At 27.7% G+C, this 23,187-nt stretch carries 14 protein-coding genes, 1 tRNA gene and 1 other RNA gene; 8 read left to right on the top strand and 8 right to left on the bottom strand.

Annotated elements, in window-relative coordinates:
* The first annotated feature begins 86 nt into the window (after positions 1–86).
* From leuS to rodA, 6 genes are all read left to right on the top strand, one after another.
* Positions 87–2,702 carry a leucine--tRNA ligase gene (gene leuS, locus Bsans602_RS01610; RefSeq protein WP_500837360.1) on the top strand — a complete coding sequence of 872 codons (2,616 nt, stop codon included), beginning with the start codon at positions 87–89 and terminating at the stop codon, positions 2,700–2,702.
* A gap of 62 nt (positions 2,703–2,764) precedes the next feature.
* Positions 2,765–3,259: an LPS assembly lipoprotein LptE gene (gene lptE / locus Bsans602_RS01605; protein ID WP_500837359.1), complete on the top strand. Its 495-nt coding sequence runs from the start codon at positions 2,765–2,767 to the stop codon at positions 3,257–3,259.
* Positions 3,260–3,320: 61 nt separating this feature from the next.
* The gene (gene holA, locus Bsans602_RS01600; RefSeq protein WP_500837358.1) at positions 3,321–4,331 is read left to right on the top strand and encodes a DNA polymerase III subunit delta; all 1,011 of its coding nucleotides are present in this window, start codon (positions 3,321–3,323) and stop codon (positions 4,329–4,331) included.
* A gap of 712 nt (positions 4,332–5,043) precedes the next feature.
* Complete coding sequence (gene rsfS / locus Bsans602_RS01595) at positions 5,044–5,361, top strand: ribosome silencing factor (protein WP_500837357.1); 318 nt, start codon at positions 5,044–5,046, stop codon at positions 5,359–5,361.
* 82 nt (positions 5,362–5,443) lie between these two features.
* Complete coding sequence (gene mrdA, locus Bsans602_RS01590) at positions 5,444–7,294, top strand: peptidoglycan DD-transpeptidase MrdA (RefSeq protein WP_500837356.1); 1,851 nt, start codon at positions 5,444–5,446, stop codon at positions 7,292–7,294.
* Positions 7,295–7,355: 61 nt separating this feature from the next.
* Entirely contained in the window at positions 7,356–8,468 is a 1,113-nt protein-coding gene (rodA, locus tag Bsans602_RS01585; protein ID WP_500837355.1) for a rod shape-determining protein RodA, read from the top strand.
* 419 nt (positions 8,469–8,887) lie between these two features.
* Here the strand turns inward: rodA and Bsans602_RS01580 are convergent, their stop codons facing one another.
* Together Bsans602_RS01580 and Bsans602_RS01575 are read right to left on the bottom strand one after the other, a co-directional pair.
* A complete protein-coding gene (locus tag Bsans602_RS01580) occupies positions 8,888–9,829 on the bottom strand; it encodes a DMT family transporter (RefSeq protein WP_500837354.1) in 942 nt (313 codons plus the stop codon).
* Between the two features lie 190 nt (positions 9,830–10,019).
* Positions 10,020–10,093: transfer RNA gene (locus tag Bsans602_RS01575), tRNA-Arg, on the bottom strand.
* Between the two features lie 187 nt (positions 10,094–10,280).
* Between Bsans602_RS01575 and folD the strand changes: the two genes are divergently transcribed.
* Positions 10,281–11,141, top strand: coding sequence for a bifunctional methylenetetrahydrofolate dehydrogenase/methenyltetrahydrofolate cyclohydrolase FolD (folD, locus tag Bsans602_RS01570; protein ID WP_500837353.1), 861 nt, complete (start codon positions 10,281–10,283; stop codon positions 11,139–11,141).
* A gap of 55 nt (positions 11,142–11,196) precedes the next feature.
* Here folD and cysS read toward each other — a convergent pair whose 3' ends face one another.
* Positions 11,197–12,597: a cysteine--tRNA ligase gene (gene cysS, locus Bsans602_RS01565; RefSeq protein WP_500837352.1), complete on the bottom strand. Its 1,401-nt coding sequence runs from the start codon at positions 12,595–12,597 to the stop codon at positions 11,197–11,199.
* A 339-nt stretch (positions 12,598–12,936) separates the two neighbouring features.
* Here cysS and Bsans602_RS01560 point away from each other — a divergent pair, with 339 nt between their 5' ends.
* The gene (locus Bsans602_RS01560; protein ID WP_500837351.1) at positions 12,937–13,671 is read left to right on the top strand and encodes a UDP-2,3-diacylglucosamine diphosphatase; all 735 of its coding nucleotides are present in this window, start codon (positions 12,937–12,939) and stop codon (positions 13,669–13,671) included.
* 852 nt (positions 13,672–14,523) lie between these two features.
* Here Bsans602_RS01560 and adk read toward each other — a convergent pair.
* From adk to lon, 5 genes are all read right to left on the bottom strand, one after another.
* Entirely contained in the window at positions 14,524–15,186 is a 663-nt protein-coding gene (gene adk, locus Bsans602_RS01555) for an adenylate kinase (RefSeq protein ID WP_500837386.1), read from the bottom strand.
* A gap of 573 nt (positions 15,187–15,759) precedes the next feature.
* A complete protein-coding gene (gene dnaX, locus Bsans602_RS01550; protein ID WP_500837350.1) occupies positions 15,760–17,850 on the bottom strand; it encodes a DNA polymerase III subunit gamma/tau in 2,091 nt (696 codons plus the stop codon).
* Between the two features lie 72 nt (positions 17,851–17,922).
* Positions 17,923–18,477 (bottom strand): adenine phosphoribosyltransferase, encoded by a 555-nt coding sequence (gene apt, locus Bsans602_RS01545; protein ID WP_500837349.1) that lies wholly within the window; start codon positions 18,475–18,477, stop codon positions 17,923–17,925.
* Between the two features lie 856 nt (positions 18,478–19,333).
* Positions 19,334–19,426: signal recognition particle sRNA small type (ffs, locus tag Bsans602_RS01540), an RNA gene on the bottom strand.
* Between the two features lie 645 nt (positions 19,427–20,071).
* Positions 20,072–22,438 carry an endopeptidase La gene (gene lon / locus Bsans602_RS01535; protein WP_500837348.1) on the bottom strand — a complete coding sequence of 789 codons (2,367 nt, stop codon included), beginning with the start codon at positions 22,436–22,438 and terminating at the stop codon, positions 20,072–20,074.
* Between the last annotated feature and the right edge of the window lie 749 nt (positions 22,439–23,187).

Raw genomic sequence — 23,187 nt, 5'->3', positions numbered from 1 at the left:
TAGTTTTAATCTAAAAAATATTGATATTTTTAATGACTTTTAGTTTTAATTATCAATTAATAATTTTTATTTATAGTGAAATCGTTATGCAGAAATTATATGTTCCCAGTCAAATTGAAAGTATCATTCAGAAGTATTGGTATGAAAATAAGACTTTTTCAGTAATAGAAGATAATAGTAAAGAAAAGTATTATTGCTTATCTATGCTTCCGTATCCATCCGGAAACTTACATATGGGTCATGTGCGTAATTATACAATTGGAGATGTAATTTCTCGATATCAACGCATGCTTGGAAAAAATGTATTACAACCTATAGGTTGGGATGCTTTTGGTTTGCCTGCAGAACATGCTGCAATCTTAAATAATACCGATCCAGAAATTTGGACAAGATCTAATATTTATTATATGAAAAGTCAATTACAATCGTTAGGTTTTGCTTATGACTGGGGTAGAGAAATTGTAACCTGTCAACCTCAATATTATCGATGGGAACAATGGTTTTTTACTATTTTATATAAAAAAGGCTTGGTATATAAAAAAACTTCATTAGTAAATTGGTGTCCGTATCATAAAACAGTTTTAGCGAATGAGCAAGTTATTGATAATTGTTGTTGGCGTTGTCATACTCGTGTGAAATATAAAAAAATCCCGCAATGGTTTATAAAAATTACTAATTACGCAGATCAATTGTTATATGGGTTAGATCGATTAAAAAATTGGCCTAAACAAGTAAAAATTATGCAAAGAAATTGGATAGGACGTTCGGAAGGTATAAATGTTACCTTTAATATTGCAAATTGTGATGATAAATTAATGGTATACATAACTCGATTAGATATTTTTATGGGAATTACTTGTTTATTAGTATCTATAGATCATCCGATAGTATTAAAAATGGCAGAAATTGATCTAAATTTAGCTCATTTTATTCAAAAAAATAATTATTTTGATATTAAATCAAGTAAAAAAAATATTTATTTTTTTGAAAAAAAGGGAATGCCTATTAATATGTATGCGATACATCCAATGACTAATAGTAGATTGCCAATCTGGGTTGCTAATTTTGTAATATCCATTGAATCTGATGGAATAGGAGCGGCTATATTAGTTCCGGCCCATAATCAACAAGATTGGGAGTTTGCTCACAAATATAATTTACCAGTTAAAACTGTTATAAAGAATCTGGATGGAACTAGACCAAACGTTATAATGAAAGCAATGACTGGAGACGGAATATTATTTAATTCTGGCGAGTTTAATGGATTAAGCTCTCGTATAGCGGCTAAAGCAATTTCTACAGAATTAATTACACGTGGTATAGCTCAATATAAGATATGTTATCGCCTAAAGGATTGGTGTATCTCACGTCAGCGTTATTGGGGAGTTCCTATTCCCATGATAACATTAGAAAATGGGGTTGTTAAGCCAGTGCTTTTTGATCAATTACCGGTAATTCTTCCAAAAAAAATAGAATTTGTGCAAAATAATAATAGGAATACTACCTATGTAGATAGTTCTTTGCAGATGTATGCGAATTGGATGAAAACTACTTATAAAGGACAGACAGCTATTCGTGATACTGATACTTTTGATACTTTTATGGAATCTTCTTGGTATTATGCTCGTTATACATGTCCTCATTATGACAAGGCTATGGTGAATGTGTGTTCTGCTAATTATTGGTTACCAATTGATCAGTATATAGGCGGGATTGAACATGCCATCATGCATTTATTGTATTTTCGTTTTTATCATAAATTAATGCGCGATGAAGGATTGGTTTATTCTGATGAACCTGCAATACGTTTATTATGTCAGGGTATGGTATTAGCAGATTCATTTTATTATTTATCTTCTAACAACCAGCGTGTATGGGTAGATCCGACTCATGTTAAAATAAAACGTGATAAAATGGGACGTATTGTAAAAGCGGTAGATAAAAATGGACATGATTTAGTTTACGCTGGAATGTGTAAAATGTCAAAGTCAAAAAATAATGGTATTGATCCGAATATAATTATTAAGAAATATGGAGCAGATACAGTACGTTTTTTTATAATGTTTGCCGCTCCAGTTGGGGCAACATTAGAATGGAAAGAATCTGGATTGGAGGGTGCTCAGCGTTTTCTTAAGCGTGTTTGGAGTTTAGTATACCAACATATCCAAGATGGGCCTGTGAATGCATTGCACGTTGTAATGCTTAATTATACGCAAAAATTTATTCGGTATAATGTACATAAAACTATAGAAAAAGTTACTGATGATATTGATCGTAGACAGTCATTTAATACCGCTTTAGCTGCAATTATGAAATTAGTTAATGAATTATACAATGTTCCAAAAAAAAGTATGCAAGACAGAGCAGTATTGCAAGAAGCTTTGCTAGTAATAGTTCGATTGTTATATCCATTTACTCCACATATTAGTTTTGTTTTATGGAAGGCTTTAGGAGGTTTAGGAAATATTGATCATACAACATGGCCAACTGTAGATATACAAGCAATAAGAAATGAGAAAACGCTTATTATAGTTCAAATTAATGGAAAAATGCGACATAAAATATATGTACCATTAGATAGCGATAAGAATGTAATTTATAAGTTATTAGAATCAGAGAATGTTTTAAATAAATATCTTATTGGAAAAAAAGTAAATAATATAATCTATGTTCCAAATAGAGTAATCAATATTATTGTATAGTGAACGTTAAGCATTCTTTGCATATCAAAAATTATCTTTTAATAATCGTAAGTATTGTTACTATGATTATGTTCGGAGGTTGCGGTTATCGATTGTCTACAGATATAGAGGAAAAAAAATTACAAATAATTAACAATATAAGTTCTATATCATTAGATAGTTATGATCCGTTTGGACCAATAACTCGTGCTATCATGACCGAGTTGCATATTAACCAAATTGGTGTCGTTGATGGATTAAATAATAACTTATGTGTACGAGAAGCACATATTCCTTGGTTGCATATTATTGGTGCTTCAGAAAAGTATATAACTACTTTTTTATTTCAGAATGGAATAGAAGCTGGGTATCAATTAATATTGGATATACAAACTAATTTATTCGTACCAAATAAAAATTGTTACCCCATTAATGTTCGTGTGTATCGTTCTTTTATACGAAATCCTAATAGTGCTTTAATTAACGATACATACGAGAATGATATACGTAAAGATATGTATCGAGATGCAGCTCAACAACTTATACATCAATTACTTTTAAGATTTGAAGGAGTTTGATTGAGCTATGTGAAAAAATTATTTTATATTTAATATTAATATTTTATTATTAGAGCATGTCATGATTTGGATATATCCAGAACAATTGTTTTTAGAATTAAAAAAAGAGCTTAAGTCGGTCTATTTATTAATAGGAAATGATTCTTATCTGTTGCAGGAAAGTTATCTTAATATTACAAAGGCAGCTAAGATATTACATTTTAATACATTTGTTAATATAGAATTGGATATCCATTCTGATTGGAAGGAGGTATTTAATTTATTTAAAACGGCAGGTTTATTTGAAAAACGAAAAATATTTTCATTGAAATTTACTCAAAACTACCCTGTTTCTTATTTTAAGAAAAATGTGCCTTTATTATTTTCATTACTTCATGATGAAGTAGTATTGATTATATATATTCAAGAATTGAATCAAATTATCAAAAATAACATTTGGTTGCAATTTTTTAATAAAAAAGGAATATTTGTTGATTGTAGCACACTTACATATGAACGGATGACAGTATGGATAGAAAACAAAGCAAGGCATATGAAACTTGTTATAGAGCATTTAGCTTGTCAACTATTATGTTATTATTATGAAGGTAATTTAATTTTATTAAATCAAATGTTACAAAATTTATCTTTAATTTATCCTGATGGAAATTTAAGTTTTACACGTGTTAAAAAAGTAGTGACTGATTCAGCATATTTTAATATCAATCATTGGGTGGAAGCAATTTTGGTAGGTAAAAAACAACGTGCTGATCGAATTTTACGGCAGTTAGAATATATGGAAGTTGATTTAGAAAAATTGTTGTGTAAAATTAAATCTGAAGTATTAATGATAATTAATATAAAATACGGTATGGTACAAAGAAAATCATTATTTAGTTTATTAAAACAATATAAAGTATATAAAAAGTATCACTGCATGTTGCTGTCTAGTGCAGTAAAGCGGTTAAGTTTATTTAAATTGTATCAATCAGTTGAATTGTTAGTACAAATAGAATTAAGACATAAAAAGGATTATGTTTCTCTTTCATGGTCTAGTTTTGAGGTATTATCGGGTATATTATGTTATATCTAAAAATCGGCGCTTAAATATGTAATTGTGTAAGTGATATTATATATCATTTTGGTCTTGTTTATAGGAAGACTTTGAAGTTTTTATGTAATCACTATATCATAGTTGTTATGATATAGCGTGTGGATTATTTATAATATATATTACAATTATAAAATATATTAAAACTAGCGTTGTCACTAATTATGATTAGATCATTTTAATATACATGAAAAGTGGGCTTTGATTTTTATTATTAATAGGTAAAAGTATATGTGTGTGGTTGTATGTAACAATTTTGATGGCAATTTAAAAGACTGAAAAGTTGTAATTGTTATCGTACAAATTTTTTATAACGCAAGTCTGATATAATATAATGTAATTAATGTTTGTATTTTTTGAATCGGTATTTTTTGTTTTAGTTTTTACAATGATAAATAAATATATGTACAGTAGTAGGCGATGGCAAAGTAATTACTTTTTATTAGAATTAACAGAATTAATTGTTTAAATAATCATATGATTTGTGAGATAAAATATATTAAGAGAAATAAAGTATTATTTATTGAGTACATAGATTCATGAATGCGGGTTCGCTGTGTGAGGCTATTTATATTTATTTTTAAAAATTATAAATTTTTAAAAATAAATATTGTGTTACATAATAGGTATTATATATTAAGGATATTTATGCGATGGTATAATATCATATAAATATATATTTAGGCATTAAACTGTGCAATCTGATATTTTGAAGAAATTTGTAGTTAATGTTATCAATGATATACAGGGACAGGACATTATATGTTTTGATATGTATGGGAAAACATATATGACAGATATTATGATTATCTGTACTGGTATGTCTAGTCACCATGTAATTTCAATATCTAAAGAGATATTGAAAAAATCTCGCGGTATAGGTGTGAAACCTTATGGTATAGAAGGTATTAATTTTGGCGAATGGGTCTTAGTAGATTTAGGAGATGTGGTGATACATGTAATGCAAAAGGAAATTCGTACTCTGTATGAATTAGAAAAGCTTTGGTGTTAGTGTAAATAAAGAGTTTCTGTTCAATAAGTATACAATCATTTATATCTGATATTAATAATTGATATAAGTTAACTTTAATTGCATGAAGTTAAATGATTCTCAAATTTTTTATAATTATTCGGCTGAGTTATTGTTATTTGTACGTCGTGTGACTATTGCAAGTATTTTTGTTTTATTAATCACTAGTATTCTATTTATTCGTTTATATCAGATACAAATAGTTAATTTTAATATGTATACTACTCGTTCTAACGAAAACCGTATTAAAATTATCCCTATTCCACCTAAAAGAGGGATTATTTATGACTGTAATGGCCTAGCTTTAGCGTTAAATCGCACTATTTATCAATTAGAAGTAACACCGGAAAAAACAACTAATTTAAATCAAACGGTTCGTGAATTGCAGTTATTGTTAAATTTAAGTGATTACGATATAGTGCGTTTTGAAAAAGCTAGAAAACGTTCTTCTCAGTTTATGTCCTTACCTATTAAGGTTGGTTTAACAGAAGAACAACAGGCTCGGTTTGCTGTTAATAGATTTAAATTTTCAGGGGTAGCAATAAAAAGTTATCAACGTCGTTACTATCCTTATGGATCTGATTTAAGTCATGTTATTGGATATGTTTCTAAAATTAATGAAGAGGAAATAAAAAGATTAAATAAACAAGGTATTTTAGGTAAATACATTTCTGCTCCTAATATAGGAAAATTAGGCATTGAACGTTACTATGAAAATATTTTACATGGTACTCCAGGTTACGGGGCTGTAGAAATAAATAATCGTGGTAAAATTATTAGAGAATTATATAAAAGATCTCCGATCCCAGGAAGAAGTATTGTTTTAACATTAGATTTGAATTTACAACAATACATTATAAAATTGCTGTTAGGCAGTCGATCTTCTGTAATAGTTATTGATCCGAGAAATGGCGGTATTAAAGCTTTGATTTCAAATCCTAGTTATGATCCAAATTTATTTGTTGATGGTATATCTAATACAGAATATAGTATTTTGTTAAAAGATAATAATTGTCCTTTGCTGAATCGCGCCACTCAGGGAATGTATCCCCCTGCATCTACAGTAAAACCTTATATTTCTGTGTCTGCTTTAATTTTAGGAGTAGTTAATCAAAATTTTTTATTTTTCGATCCTGGTTGGTGGCAATTACCTGGTTCAGAAAAACGTTTTCGCGATTGGAAACGGTGGGGACATGGAGAATTAAATATTACAAAAGCTCTTGAAGAATCTTCTGATACTTTTTTTTATCAAATAGCTTATAAAATGGGAATAGATAGTTTATCTGAATGGATGAATAAATTTGGATATGGTAGATACACTGGGATTGATTTATTTGAAGAATTAACTGGTGTCATGCCGACTAAAGCATGGAAAATACAACGATTTAACAAACCATGGTATCAAGGAGATACTATACCGGTAGGCATAGGACAAGGATATTGGACTGCTACTCCTGTACAAATGTCTAAGGCATTAATTACTTTAATTAATGATGGTAATGTGCTTATTCCCCATTTGCTTGATAGTATTTTGTTAGAAAAAGATTATATCCCGTATCATCAAACGGAATGTGATCAAGTAGGTGATCCAAAATCGGATGTGTGGAAAATTGCTAAAGATGGGATGTTTGGAGCGGCTAATCGTCCAAATGGGACAGTGAGTGGCAGTTTTTCTGACGCTGCATATAAAGCAGCAGCTAAATCTGGTACAGCACAATTATTTAGTTTAAAAAATAATCAAAACTATGATCCAAATAGAATATCTGAATCTCTTAGAGACCATAAATTAATGACTGCATTTGCCCCATACGAAAACCCTACGATAGCAGTAGTAGTAATTTTAGAAAATGCTAAGGCTGGTATATCAGTAGGTACAATTACAAGAAAAATATTTGACTATGTTTTGTTACAATGAATCAATATTTAATTAAGCTATTTTATTTTTTATCAATTTAACTAATTAGTAAGATATATGCATGAATCAAATTATTCGACAAAATTCATTATGGGATAGATATCATATTGACTTAATATTATTCTTACTTATTATTTTTTTGTTGTTATATGGAATTTTCATAATGTGGAGCGCGTGCGGTCAAAATTTTGAAATGATGCGACTAAAAATATTGCAAATTATGGGAGGATTATTGCTTATGTTTTTTTTAGCGCAAGTTTCACCTAGAGTGTATGAATGTTGGGCGCCTTATGTATATTTTTTATGTCTTATATTATTAATATCAGTTAATATGATCGGACAAATTAGCAAAGGAGCTCAGCGTTGGTTGGATTTTGGTATCATAAGGTTTCAACCATCGGAAATAGTAAAAATTTCTGTTTTGCTTATGGTGGCATATTATGTTGATAGAGGACAACGCCCACCATCTTTGAAAGATGTTGGTATAGCGCTATTATTAATTATGATTCCTACTGCATTTATGTTAGCACAACCAGATTTAGGTACAGCGATTTTAACGGTTAGTTCTGGTTTGTTTGTATTGTTTTTATCTGGAATTAGTTGGAAATTAATTATATTTACGTTGTTACTTATGGTTTTGTTTACTCCTATATTTTGGTTTTTTTGTATGCATGAATATCAGAGATCTAGAATAACAATGTTATTACACCCAGAACTTGATCCATTAGGTGCTGGATATCATATTATTCAATCAAAAATTGCTATCGGTTCAGGTGGTTTAACTGGAAAAGGATGGTTGCATGGAACACAATCGCAATTGGAATTTTTGCCAGAACGTCATACTGATTTTATTTTTGCGGTAATAGGAGAAGAATTAGGATTTTTGGGGATATTAGTATTGTTATTGTTATATTTAGGGATTATATTTCGTGGATTTATTATTGCCGTTAAAATTAAACATATGTTTGGACGGCTAATTATTGGTAGTTTTATGTTAGTACTATTTATGTATATTTCTGTGAATATTGGTATGGTCAGTGGTTTATTACCAGTAGTAGGTATTCCCTTGCCATTAATAAGTTATGGAGGCTCATCTCTATTGGTATTAATGGCTGGATTTGGTATGGTTATGTCAATAAATGGGCATAGAAAAATGATCTCCAAAATTTTATAGTAAGTTTAATCAATCAGTAGCATTATGAAATCGATAATTAATATTGTTGTTGTATCTAATGGTATTAGATTAAAAATTTCAAATCTTAAAATATGTAAAAAGTGTTTGTTATATATAAAATATGTAGTGAATTTTAATATTATTCATGTAATATAATGGTTTTTTGACATAAAACGTTTATTACTACGTATAATATAAAGTATTTTATTAAATAAGTTAATTGTATAAATTGCAGATATGTGTTTTTAATATAAAAATAAAAATTGTATAACACATGATTTGGTGGGAATAAAAAAAAGAACTAGTTCTTTCATGTTAGAAAGAGCATATTATTTAGCTCAGTTAAATATGTGTTTATTTAATAACTTAATTAAGTTTATATGGTAAAACAAAACGATGCATGATTGAAAAATAATATTTTAGTGCATGGTTTTTCGAATTTTAATAATACATGTAACCCCAGAAATTAATAAAAAAATTCCAATTAAAATTAAAGGAGATGGCCATAATTTACGATGTATAAATGAGTATGTTAAACCTGCAATAGTTTCTACTACAATTAGTGGACCTATTAATGTTGTCGGTAATCTTTGACTAGCTTCATTCCAAAAAAATGTTCCTAGCCAGGAACAACAGAATCCAATTAAGATCATTAATAAAACGAAAAAAACTGGTCTGGGGCCAAAGGGTAATATGAATTCGTCTTGAATAAGATCTGAACAACAGATACATGCAACACAATAAACTAGACACGATAATGGCAATGTAACTACTCCTTGTGCATTAGCCCAAGTCATAGGTTTGTTGTGGGGATGTGTTTTTAACCAATGTGCATTTCTTAATGCGTACCATGCCCAGCATAAAACAGAAATAATCGCTAAAATTATTCCACTGATATATTGCCATATATTAAACATAAATGACTCAGATTTCAATTCAGAAACATTTACACATAATAATCCTGTTCCTATTAGAAATAATGATGCTAGTAAAGTGTGATATGGTAATTTCTGTTCATTATTAGCAATAGTATGTGTTGTTATAGTTAACATTACAGGTAAGGTTCCAATAATAGCTGTTGAAATTGGAGCCCCAATGCGTTGAATAGCACTTGTTAAACATGTGTAATATATAAGATGACCTGCTAAAACTAGTTTTGTTGCTTCTAACCAATCCTGTAATAGTAATTTACGTAAACGTGCTCTATCATACCATGATAGTGGTATTGAAATTAATCCGAATGCAATATAACGACCAGATGCTTGTAATATACTGGGATATTCTGGTATCAGTAAGGGACCGATAAAGATTAATCCCCATAACAATCCTGAGATTACAGCAAAAGCAATTCCTAGTATCATAATACCTTTGTTGTACTAATTAAACATACTGGATACTATTATTTGGTAACAATCTATTTTATTAAGTTAAAAGCATACGTTGTTGAGTATACACATTTTGATTAAACAATGTTATATGATTATTTAATTAAGAGTTATTTATTTATATTAATTAGATGAATATACTACAAGTATCTAATATGATAGATAATACGCCCTATAGGATTCGAACCTATAACTTACAGCTTAGAAGGCTGTTACTCTATCCGATTGAGTTAAGGGCGCATTAGACGTGTCGTATATATGTTTTAATAAAAACAATAGTGTTTTAATATTTACCTAATTAAGTTAAATATTTTCTTTTTAATAAAAAGTTGTTTAAAAGAAGGTATATAATTTAAAGTTAATAGTAATATATATTTAGAAAAATAACATCATTGTATTAACATAAATTATTGGGTATATCGTTAAAATGATTGCTAAGGTAATTGATGGTAAATATGTGTCTGAGGAAATAAAACAAAAGATAGCTAAGCAAGTATGCCAGCATGTGGATTCTGGAAGGCGTGCGCCAGGATTAGCTATGGTCTTAGTAGGGGAAGATCCAGTTTCTAAGATATATGTGGCTAACAAAAAAAAAGCATGTGAACAAGTTGGTTTTATTTCGTTTCTATATATTTTACCTGTTACGACAACTGAAAATGAAATTTTCAAATTAATTGAAACTTTAAATAATGATGATCGTGTAGACGGTATTTTAATTCAGTTACCATTACCAAATAAATTAAGAAAAGTAAGTATTTTCGAGCATATAGCTCCTGATAAAGATGTAGATGGTTTTCACCCATATAATATTGGGTGTTTATGCCAACGATCCCCTACACTGCGTCCTTGTACTTCTCGAGGTATTATAACATTGTTAGAATGGTATAATGTAAATATGTTTGTATTGAATGCAGTTGTAGTCGGGGCATCGAATATTGTTGGCCGTCCTATGACGATGGAATTATTGTTGGCAGGATGCACCGTGTCGACTACACATCGTTTTACTCAGAATTTAAAAGCGTATATTGAACATGCTGATTTATTAATTGTGGCAGTAGGAATAGCTAATTTTATTCCTGGTAGTTGGATAAAACGAGGATCCATAGTAATAGATGTTGGTATTAATCGTTTAAATAATGGAGATATAGTTGGCGACGTTCATTTCTCTAGCGCTTATGAACGTGCTGCGTATATTACACCAGTTCCAGGTGGAGTTGGTCCTATGACAGTAGCTACGCTTATTCAAAATACCTTGCAAGCTTACTACAATCATCATCTGATGAGATGATGTAGAAATGAAAAAAATATTTGTAATTCATTCTATTTTTAATTATTTATATTTATTATGTGTCATTATAATGCCATTTTGTTGTTCCTGTAGAACTATCTTCTAATGTTATTCCCATGATAGTCAGTTGATTTCGTATTCTATCAGATAATTCCCATTGGTTGTTTTTTCGAGCATCTTCACGACGTTTAATTAATTTTTGAATTGTTTCAATATTAAATTTTTTATTATTTTTTGACGCTATTTTTTTTAAGAATATTTCTGGATTTTCATATAATAATCCAATAATGTTTGCTAAATATTTTAAAGTGGCTGCTATTTTTGGAGTGAGAGAATGACGTTTAACTTTTAAGTCATTTAATTTATGCGCTATATCAAACAATACTGAATATGCTTCTGGCGTATTAAAATCATCATTCATTTTAGAGATAAATTTGGATATAAAGTAGTCCCTATTATTAAGTTTGATCTCAGGATTAGGTTTAGTATCTCTTAAAGAGAGATAAAGTCGTTTAAGGGATGCTCGTGCATTTTTAAGACTATTATTATCATATTTTAATTGGTTACGATAATGCGCAGACATTAAAAAATATCTTATTGTTTCAGGATCATAACGTTTTAAAATATCACGTATAGTAAAAAAATTGTTTGATGATTTTGACATTTTTTCATGGTTTAATAATAGCATGCCGGAATGTATCCATATCTTTGCATAAGGCATGTCATAAGCACAAACAGATTGGGCAATTTCATTGTCATGATGCGGGAAAATTAAATCAGATCCTCCACCATGAATATCTAATTGATTACCAAAAATAGAATGGTTCATAGCAGAACATTCAATATGCCATCCTGGACGCCCTACTCCCCATGGAGATGGCCAACAGGGTTCACCCGGTTTGGATGTTTTCCAAAGAACGAAATCTATAGGAGATTTTTTTGTATGTTGTGTGTTTAATATATTGTAAATTTCAGGTATTTTTTTTTTAGATAAAATGCCGTAATTATTCATGGTTTTTACAGAAAACATTATATCTCCATTAGAAGATATATATGCGTGGTTTTTTTTGATTAGTAGGCGAATAAATTTAATAATTATATCAATATGATCGGTTACTTTTGGTTCGTAATTTGGACGTAATATATTTAGAGAATCCAAATCTAAATGCATTTCCTGAATCATACGATTAGTTAATTGTTTAGTCGTTTCGTTATTTTCATAAGCTCTTTTTATAATTTTATCATCTATATCTGTAATATTACGAACATAATTTACTTGATATCCACAATGACGCAAATAGCGAATAATGGTATCAAATACTAAAAATGTTCTAGCGTGACCAAGATGGCACAAGTCGTATACTGTAACACCACAAACATATATTTTAATTTCTCCGTCAATAAAAGATATAAGTTTTTCTTTTTTTCTTGTTAAAGTATTAAAAATTCTGAGCATTTTAATTTATTCTATAGTGTTAGATATAGTATTATATGGCATGTAAATACTTATTGAAAGTTATATACTTTTAAATAAAGTCATTATAAGTGATTTGTATTAGTATCATATTGATAGTCATAACTTTTATGATAAAATATAACATATGTTATTTTAACAATAAATATGTGATTAATGTTTGTTGTATAATTAAAATGGTTGAAACCGATGGTTATATTGTATTATATGATTGATTATATATAGATATGATGTATTTTCTTTAGTTAATTATATTTTAATTGGATAATTTTAATATGGAATATTAAAAATTTATAACAGTCATCATTTTATATAGTAGATATGTCAATTTTATTTATTTCAGATGTTCATTTGCGTTCAGAATCTCCAGATATCACTGATGGGTTTTTGAATTTTTTAGATTATTGTGCAATACGTGCTCGAGCCCTTTATATTTTAGGAGATTTGTTTGAAATTTGGTTAGGAGATGATGACTGTAAACTATTGCATAGTAATATTGCTAAAGCTTTAAAAAGATTAAATCAAAAAAAAATTTCGTGTTATTTTATTCATGGCAATCGCGATTTTTTGTTGGGGAAAGAGTATGCTAAAGCCTGCGGAATGACATTATTATCCTCAAAACAAGTTCTAAAATTAGAATCAGGAAAAAAGATTGTTATTTTACATGGAGATACTTTATGTTCTGATGATAAATCATATCGATTATTTAGAAAATATTTTCGACATATTATAGTACAGCGATTTTTTTTATTATTACCGTTATCTGTACGGTTACGTATTTCTAGTATGATACGTTTATGCTGCATGCAGCATAAACAATGTAAATCAAAAAAAAAATTGGATATTAATTTAAGAATGGCTACAGATATATTAATTAAAAATCATGCAGATATTATGATTCATGGACATACTCATCAACCAATGATTTATAAAATTTTGGAATCTAAAAGAGATATATTAAATATAATAGCATTAGGAGGTTGGAATAAATATGGTTCAATGATAGAAATAAATGAAGAAAATAATAATATTATATTTATGGAATTTCCGATATAAAATAGTTAAAAAATTAAATTATATTTTTGTTTTGATTTGTTTGTTATATGTAATATAATTACCAGAGTGTTTATTGTGTTTAAAGAGAGATATATTAGTTTATTATATTTCTATTTATGTGAAAATTTAGAATGATAGTTTTGGTTTAGCGATTGTTTATTGTGATTATTTAATGTATTTTTGGCGTACTATTATCTTAGTAAAGATAATTATGGTTATTTTGAAAATTTTTTAATGTATTTATTTTTAGTTTTTTAAGATTTTTAATAAGTAGTAATTTTACTAAAATATGGGTTTGTTATTATTATTATGTTTAATTTTGTATATAATGAGTTTTCAGATAAAAAGTTTTTCGATTTATGGCGTTAAGGAAACAATGTATAGATATAGGTATTTATATTTGAAATTTAGAAAATGAATTGTACATTGTTGTGTTTGTATACTACTCAAGAGATTTTATTTAGGAAATTAATATTAAGTAGTAAGTGGGGTTTTTAAACGTTTTAAATAAATTTTGTGATAATATACTTATTAATGCTTAAAGAAAATATTTTCATTATATTTTTGTATGAAACACTTAGAGAGTTTATACTGAACTATTACCAAATTTTCTAATTAATAGAGATATTTACTTATAGAGATTTATAAGTATAGTATTTTATGTTTTACTGAAATTAACGTTTATTAGCCGTTCTGATTGTTACATTAGTATTTTAAATAATAATGTGAATTTTTAATAATGTGGTAAGGTAATTTGTTATTTAGTTAGTTGATAAAGGTATCGTATATATAAACCTGATATTATTTTTTTTATATTTAATGTTAGTTAAGTTATGATTAGTTGTTGCTCAATTATTTATTATTTAATAAACTAATTAATTCTTCATAGATTTCAGTAATTTTTCGATTTCCATCAATAGAAAAATATTGTATTTTATTAGATTTAGATTCGTTACGATAATAATCTAATACTGGTTCAGTATATTGATAGTAATCATGTAGTCTTTTACGTATAGCTTGTTCACAGTCATCTTTTCGAGTACTCAAAAATTCACCAGTAATGTCGTCTAGTCCACAAATTTTAGGTGGATTGAATTGAGTATGATATGTTCTACCAGATTTTATATGTATTCGTCTACCTGTAATACGATTAATTACTATAGAATCTGATATAACAAATTCTATGATGTAATTTACAAAAATTTTATATTTTTTCATAAATTCCGCTTGTAGAATTGTTCTGGGAAATCCATCTAATAAAAATCCATTACAGCAATCATTTTTATTGATACGTGTGTTAATTAATTGAACCATAAAATCATCACTTACTAAATTCCCGGCATGCATTATCTTCATGATATTTTTTTGAATTTTATCAGCCTGGTGCGGACTTTTGACAAATGACTGACGCAACATCCTGCCTGTGGAAATATTTGGGATGTTATATCTATTTGCAACAAGATGAGCTTGGGTTCCTTTTCCAGATCCAGGAGGCCCAAGAAATATAATACGTATCACATTTAACTCTCGGTCGAAATTGTATAACAATTATTAAATAATATTGATATTTACGGCAGCATTTTTAGATGTAAGAAAAATATTACTTAATATTTGTACACATGAAATATGTAATATTGTTATGTTAATTTTCAGAAAAGAGCTGTTATTATATCATAATTTAAATATTGATTTAATATTTTATTGATTGATTATTATAGATTATAAAAATGTATTTTGTTACATTTTTGTATTTAATAAAGCATATAGTATGTAATATTATTGTTATAGATAGTGGGAAATAATTAATTAAAAATGAAAGAATATATTTAACAAATTTAAGTTATTTATGTATAATTTCAAATTAATTTTTATTTAGTACAATTATTTAACAGCTGATTTTTTTATTTTTAATGAGAAAAATTATATTTGCGATAGATTTAAACTAAATTTTAATAGTTAAAATATTACATAATTATGCAATTACAAACGATATTTCCACGAATAATTCAATATTAATTTAATAATCACCTGATTGATATACTTTAAGTAAATAAGTAGTACGTTTTATCTAGTGGGTATCGTTTGATATTAAATCATTTTAATCTCACTTTCGTCAATTTCAGCATCAAAAAAAGTTTTAATCATGTTAATATATGGATCACTTGAAAATTCTTGTTTTATTTTTAAAATTTTTTCTTTGTACAAAATATACATATGTTCTATTGGTGTTCTTATATCGTAATTATCATTTTTTTTAATATGTAATGTGATTGGTATACCGATATCATTGCTGAGTGATTCCTGTATTGTATCATGCAATTTTACAGAATTTAAATATTGATAATTAGAGCGAACGTGTAGACATATTTCATTTGAAGAAATTTTTTCTTTCCAAGAATTCATAACTAATTTTTTTGCTGGTTTTGGCAATGTCAATCGATATATTTGTGACGTCCATGAGTCGGTTTTCATTGCTTCTTGAAGGATTTCTTTTATGAAATTAGATATACTTTTATTTTGACGATTTTTACTACTACAGTTTTCGTTATTATTATCATTCTTGTTATACTCTAAAGAATCTGATAAATCTTTATTAATTTTTTCAATGTTATTAGAATTATTTTTTATAACGTTTACATTAATATTGGAAAATCGTTCTAATATGTCTTTTATTGTTTGTTGAGATTTTGAAGTTAAATTTGATTTTTTTTCTATTTTTTTTAATTTATTACTTTCTTTATATTGTAGTAGTTTTGACCGAGCTTCTAATATTTTGGAAATATTATCTGTATTATCAATGTTAGATGTAGGTTTTGATAATTTTGGTTTGGTATTATTGGTATTATTGGTATTACTGTTAGATTTTTTCAAATTTAAACATAACATATCGTTTATTTTCTTTTGTTGATTAGTTGTATTTAATAGATTTTTATCTTTATTATCATTTTTTGGCTGAATACCGTCGGTAACAGTAGGTTGTTTGTTGTTGGCATTAAGTATAGGATTATTATTTGAATGAATAAAATGTGTAGATATACTATTGTCATCATTATTATTTTTTTTATTTGTAGTCTGCTTTGAATCTGGACGAAAAGCAAATGCACGCAGCATAGTCATTTCTATTCCCATACGATGGCTAGGAGAATAAGGCAATTCTTGACGACCTAATAGAAATATTTGGTAATATAATTGTACATTTTCTGGGGTAATATGATTACTTAATTTATATATGCGTTGGTTTATATGTTGTATTGTATTATCATCTTCCGTTTTTATAGAATTTAATAGAAATTGACTTATAGCTATTTTCTGTAAAATGGTAAGTATTTCGCTTAAAAGACTATCCCAATTAATTCCTAGAATTTCATAGTTTTCAATTTGGTGCAGTATATCATGTATACTGCCATGTATTAAGCTTTCAAGTAAAGATAACGGATATTCGATATTTAATATACCAAACATATCATCGATGACATTATTGGTTATTTCATTATTGCCTAATACAATAGCTTGTTCAGCTAAACTAAGTGCGTCTCGCATGCTGCCCTTTGACGCATGAGCTAATATTTCTAAAGCAGAAGATTCTATCTTGATATTTTCTTGCTTGAAGATATATGTTAGTTGAGCTATGATGTGAGAAACGCTTAGCGGTTTTAAGCAAAATTGTAGGCATCGGGATAATATGGTTGCTGGCAATTTTTGATATTCAGTGGTAATTAAAATAAATTTGACATGCGTAGGTGGCTCCTCCAGTGTTTTTAGTAAAGCATTAAAACTGTGACGAGACAACATATGCACTTCATCTATAAGGTATACTTTAAAACGGCCTCGTGATGGAGAATATTGTACGTTGTTTAGAAATTCTCTGGTATCTTCTACTTTAGTACGTGATGCGGCATCTATTTCGATAAGATCAATAAAACAGCCTGATTCAATATCTTGGCAGTTATTACATTGCCCACACACATTAGATGTTAATCCTTGTTCGCAATTTAATCCTTTTGCAAACAATCGGGCAATAGTAGTTTTTCCTATCCCTCTTGTACCAGTTAATATGTAAGCTTGGTGAATTTTATTCAACTCAAAACTATGTGTAATTGCTTTAATAATATGTTGTTGTCCTATAATATCGGAAAATTTCTTTGGACGCCACTTACGGGCAAGTACTTGATAATTCATAATATACAACTCATATAATAGTGTTATAAACAGAAAAATTAAATCTAATTAGGTTTAGTGAGCAACATATTGTTAATAATCAGAAAATATTACTAAACTGTAAGAATTTATTCCTATTTTTTTTAATAGTGATCTACCACCTAAATTTTCTAAATCTATTATAAATCCAGCATTATTTACCTCTCCTCCCAATCGTCTAATTAATTTCACTACTGCTGCAATTGTTCCGCCTGTCGCTAATAAATCATCTATAACCAAAACTTTATCACCTGGCATAATAGAATCAGCGTGTATTTCTAGGCATCCACTATCATATTCTAAAATATATGGCTCACTAATAGTTTCACGTGGTAATTTTCCTGATTTACGAGCAGGGATAAAACCTAGTTTCAATATTAACGCCAACGGAGCGCTAAATAAAAATCCTCTTGCTTCTATTCCTACTATTTTAGTTAATTGATAGTTTTTATAATGATGGGCTAAAAGAGTAATGCTTGTCGAATATGCTTGTGGGTTTTTTAATAGTTCAGTTATATCGCGAAATAAAATTCCTTTTTTTGGGTAGTTAGGTACAAATTTAATATTTTTTTTAATTAATTCTAATTGTTGGTCCATAACATGGATCATATTTAATTCCAAAATATAAAAATAATTTAAATTTAATTCATATATTATTTATTAGAATTTTTTGTGCATCAGACTTCATAATATTATGATTATAAACATAAATGCCATATTTTATATAAGCTGTAATTTTATTTAAAAAATATGTATTTTACATGATCAAATGACTGGATACTATAAATAGTTACACTGTTATTTAATATAATAAATCTATATAGTACATGTGGATCTATATATCCATTTTTAGATAAAATTTCAAGTGTTTATTCTGAATTATATCCAAATTTATCAAATAAAATACTTTAAAGTATAATAGCGTTATTACACTATATTTAAATATAGTAGTCAATCTATTAATATTTATGAAAATCTATAAATTTAATTAATTGCAAATTAATGTGTAATTTTTTAGAAATAATACAATTAATGATTTATCTTAGTAAAGATACATATTTAATGTTTTAGTGATTATTTAATTATTTAGGTATTTTTGTAAGTTATAATTTATATTCTAAAGATACAGATTCTAGTATTGAAAACTGCTAATTCTTACATGTTTAATTTATTATATTTTATTAAATTAATAATTAAAAATTGTGTACTTAATATTTTGATTAAAAATAATTATAGCAACGTAGCGTTGCTAGAAATTGTATTATATTATTATTTACTAAGCAATATTTAATCGTTTATTTTAATCACCTGTTTGTTTATGTGACATAAGAAATAATTTTCTCCTAATGATAGGTACTATCAGTATAATAAAACAAATTAAATTATTGTTATAATAGTTCGTTTAATTTTTATTTTGGAATATTGTTTATACAATTACACTAATATTAAGTAGTATTTTATACTGGGATGCTAATAAAGAATCATCTTAATTTTTGCTACGGCTGCTTCTTTCCAGACCTGACCGGGTTTTACAAAAATTATTATGTGTCATTTAATAGCATCCCCTCGGAGGATTATCTGTGATTATTTTAAATTTTTCAAGAAATAATTACGTACTTAAGCATAAATCTCGTTTAAATATAAGATATTTTGTTTATATATACTATAATTTAGTATATCTTATATATTAAAATTAGTTTATTAATATTTAGTGAAACAAATTAAATTTTCAGTTATTATGGATGATGTGATTTGTATACATTTATAGTGTTTAAATGGTTTAATATTTTTGTTAGAACGAAGTATTTAATTAGTTTTATAAATCTTTATTAATTATATTTGTTAATCGATGGGTAATTGATTGTGTAGGTCTCTATAATTTTTATGTAGAATGTTTTTGATAGAATAGACGGCAATGTCAATGTGGTTAAGTTAGCTGTGTTTATTTATGATTTCTTAATATTGTAAGATTGGTTCTATTAATATAGAATTCTTCTGTTTTTAAAATTTAGTAATTAAAATTAATAGTTTTCTTTTTAAGATTACAGTAATTTTTTAATCTTATAAAGAGGATATATTATTATCTGAATAACTCAAACTCGTAGCTGCAATTTTTAAATTTATTGATATGTTGTAGCAATGATGTAACGGGAAGTATATATTTCTCTTTATTTTATATATTTTTTGAAAATATTTTATAATTTCATGATAGTGATGATGTATGAGGTATTGTTTCATAATGAAATGGAGCATTTTGTAGTGCTAAAATTAAAACTTCGTCAATTTGCTTTACTGGATGAATATTCAAGTTATTTACTACAATGGCAGGCATATCTTCTAGGTCTCTTTTATTTTCATATGGTATTAATACCGTTTTAATACCTCCTCGATGTGCTGCTAGTAACTTTTCCTTTAAACCTCCGATAGGTAATACTTGTCCTCTTAAAGTTATTTCTCCTGTCATAGCTACACTAGATTTAACAGAATTTCCTGTTAGACAAGAAACTAAAGCGGTACACATAGCAATTCCAGCGCTCGGTCCATCTTTTGGCGTAGCTCCTTCAGGAACATGTACATGAATATCTTTTTTATCATAAAAATCAGTATTAATGCCTAGTTTATCTGCACGTGCTCGTACTACAGTTAATGCAGCTTGAATAGATTCTTGCATAACTTCACCTAAGGAACCGGTATAAGTTAACTTTCCTTTTCCTGGAACACAGGCAGTTTCAATCGTTAAAAGATCTCCCCCTACTTCAGTCCAGGCCAGCCCAGTTACTTGTCCAACACGGTTTTCTTGATCTGCACGGGTGCAATCATAACGTTGTACACCAAGGAAATTTTTTAAATTGTTTTTATCAATGGTTATATATTTGATTTTTTTATTCATTAATAGCATTTTAACTGTTTTTCTACATAATTTAGAAATTTCACGTTCTAAATTTCGTACCCCAGCTTCGCGTGTATAATATCGAATAATTCCTATCAAAGCATCGTCTTGAATAGTTAATTCTTCCGGTTTTAAAGCATTTCGTTCTATTTGTTTAGTTAATAAGTGTTGTCGTGCGATATTTAATTTTTCATCTTCGGTATAACCAGATAAGCGTATTACTTCCATGCGATCTAATAAAGGACTTGGAATATTCATTGAATTAGAAGTAGCAACAAACATAACATCAGATAAATCGTAATCTATTTCTAAATAATGATCATTAAAAGCAGTATTTTGTTCAGGATCTAACACCTCTAATAAAGCAGCAGCTGGATCTCCACGCATATCTAAGGACATTTTATCTATTTCATCTAAAAGAAATAATGGATTTCTTACACCAACTTTAGACATTTTTTGTATAAGTTTACCAGGCATAGATCCAATATAAGTGCGACGATGACCTCTAATTTCTGCTTCGTCACGCATACCACCTAAAGCCATACGTACATATTTACGCCCAGTGGCTTTAGCAATAGACTGCCCAAGCGATGTTTTTCCTACTCCAGGTGGTCCTACTAAACATAAAATCGGTCCTTTTATTTTATTTATTCTGTTTTGTACGGCTAAATATTCTAAAATACGATCTTTAACGCGCTCTAATCCATAATGATCTTTGTCCAGACTTTCTTGGGCTTTAAGTATATCCTTTTTCATTTTACTTCTTGCATGCCATGGTACTGATAATATCCAATCAATATATCCACGCACTACAGTAGCTTCAGCTGACATAGGAGACATCAATTTTAATTTTTGCCATTCTGATTCTACTTTATCTCGTGCTTCTTTAGGCATTTTAGCTGCTTCTATTTTACGTTTAAGAGCTTCATTTTCATCAATGATTTCATCTAGTTCTCCTAGTTCTTTTTGAATAGCCTTCATTTGTTCATTTAAGTAATACTCACGTTGGCTTTTTTCCATTTGTTTTTTTACACGACTGCGAATACGTTTTTCAATTTGCAGTAATTCAATTTCTGATTCCATCATTGCCATTAAATATTCTAATCGTTCTGTAACATCTGACATTTCTAATATTGATTGTTTATCATTTAGTCTTAGTGGCATATGAGCAGCAATGGTATCAGCAAGACGATCCGCATTTTTAATATTACTGAGTGATACTAAAACTTCAGGTGGTATTTTTTTGTTAAGTTTAAGATATCCTTCAAATTGATTAATAACAGCACGCATTAGTATTTCTTGTTCACGTTCGTTTAATGTTTTAAGTTCTAAAGAGATGATATTAGCTTTAAAGTGATTTCCAGTATCTGTTAATTCAATAATACGAGCTCGTATCAACCCTTCAACTAATACTTTCACTGTCCCATCTGGAAGTTTTAGCATTTGTAATATCATAGATATTGTGCCAACTGCAAAAAGATCATTAATGCTTGGTTCATCAGTTGATGCTTCTTTTTGAGCTACCAACATAATTTTTTTGTCGCCATCCATAGCAGATTCAAGACATCTAATTGATTTGTCTCGTCCAACAAATAACGGGATCACCATGTGTGGATATACTACTACATCGCGCAGAGGCAATACAGGGATTTCAATGCTCTCAGGTTGCTCACTATTCATAGAGCTATCTCTCTTAGTTAAATCTTTTTAGATTATAACAATTTTAAATATTTAATTATATCATCTTTATTAACTAGATATTTAAAGGATATGGGGGCAAATCAGTTATATTCAATATTGAGCATTATGAAAAGAAGAATAAATAATCATTTATTGATAAATTGCTTTATCATTTAATATTTATCAAAATTTTAATGATTTTAAAATTCTATTTTTTAAATTAGATTTTTGATTTAAATCATTTTTTGTTTATTTAAAAAATATTTAGTATTTTTAACATTTAAATGGAATGATTAATTATTTCAGGTTTTAAATACAACTATTTATTTTATTTACAATAAAATAAATAGTAAGTCATTGTCACATATGTATTTTAGATTAATATTACATTAATTAAGTGATCTAAAAATATATTAATTATATTTTTGATTTAAATTATTAATTATTATTGAATAATAATTTTTTATTCAATTTAAAATAAACAAATAAGATAATAAATATTATTTATTAAAAAATTAATAGTACTAATAGTATAGTTTTAAATTTAATTTTTCTGCTCTATATATTAGAGTAAAATGCTGATTTTGTTTTGAAAGTGGTTAATATTTTACCTTTAGAAATGTTTTTACTATAAAATAAATAAACATATTGCGGTATAAAGGATTAATAACTTTAGGGGATAAATATCTTTAATGAGTTTAGTCATGTGTTATTTAATTATTAGGTAATCTATTTATATAAATAAGTTA

The organism is Candidatus Blochmannia sansabeanus (nom. nud.) (assembly GCF_059935345.1).
This window is presented reverse-complemented; position numbering and strand designations above follow the sequence as displayed.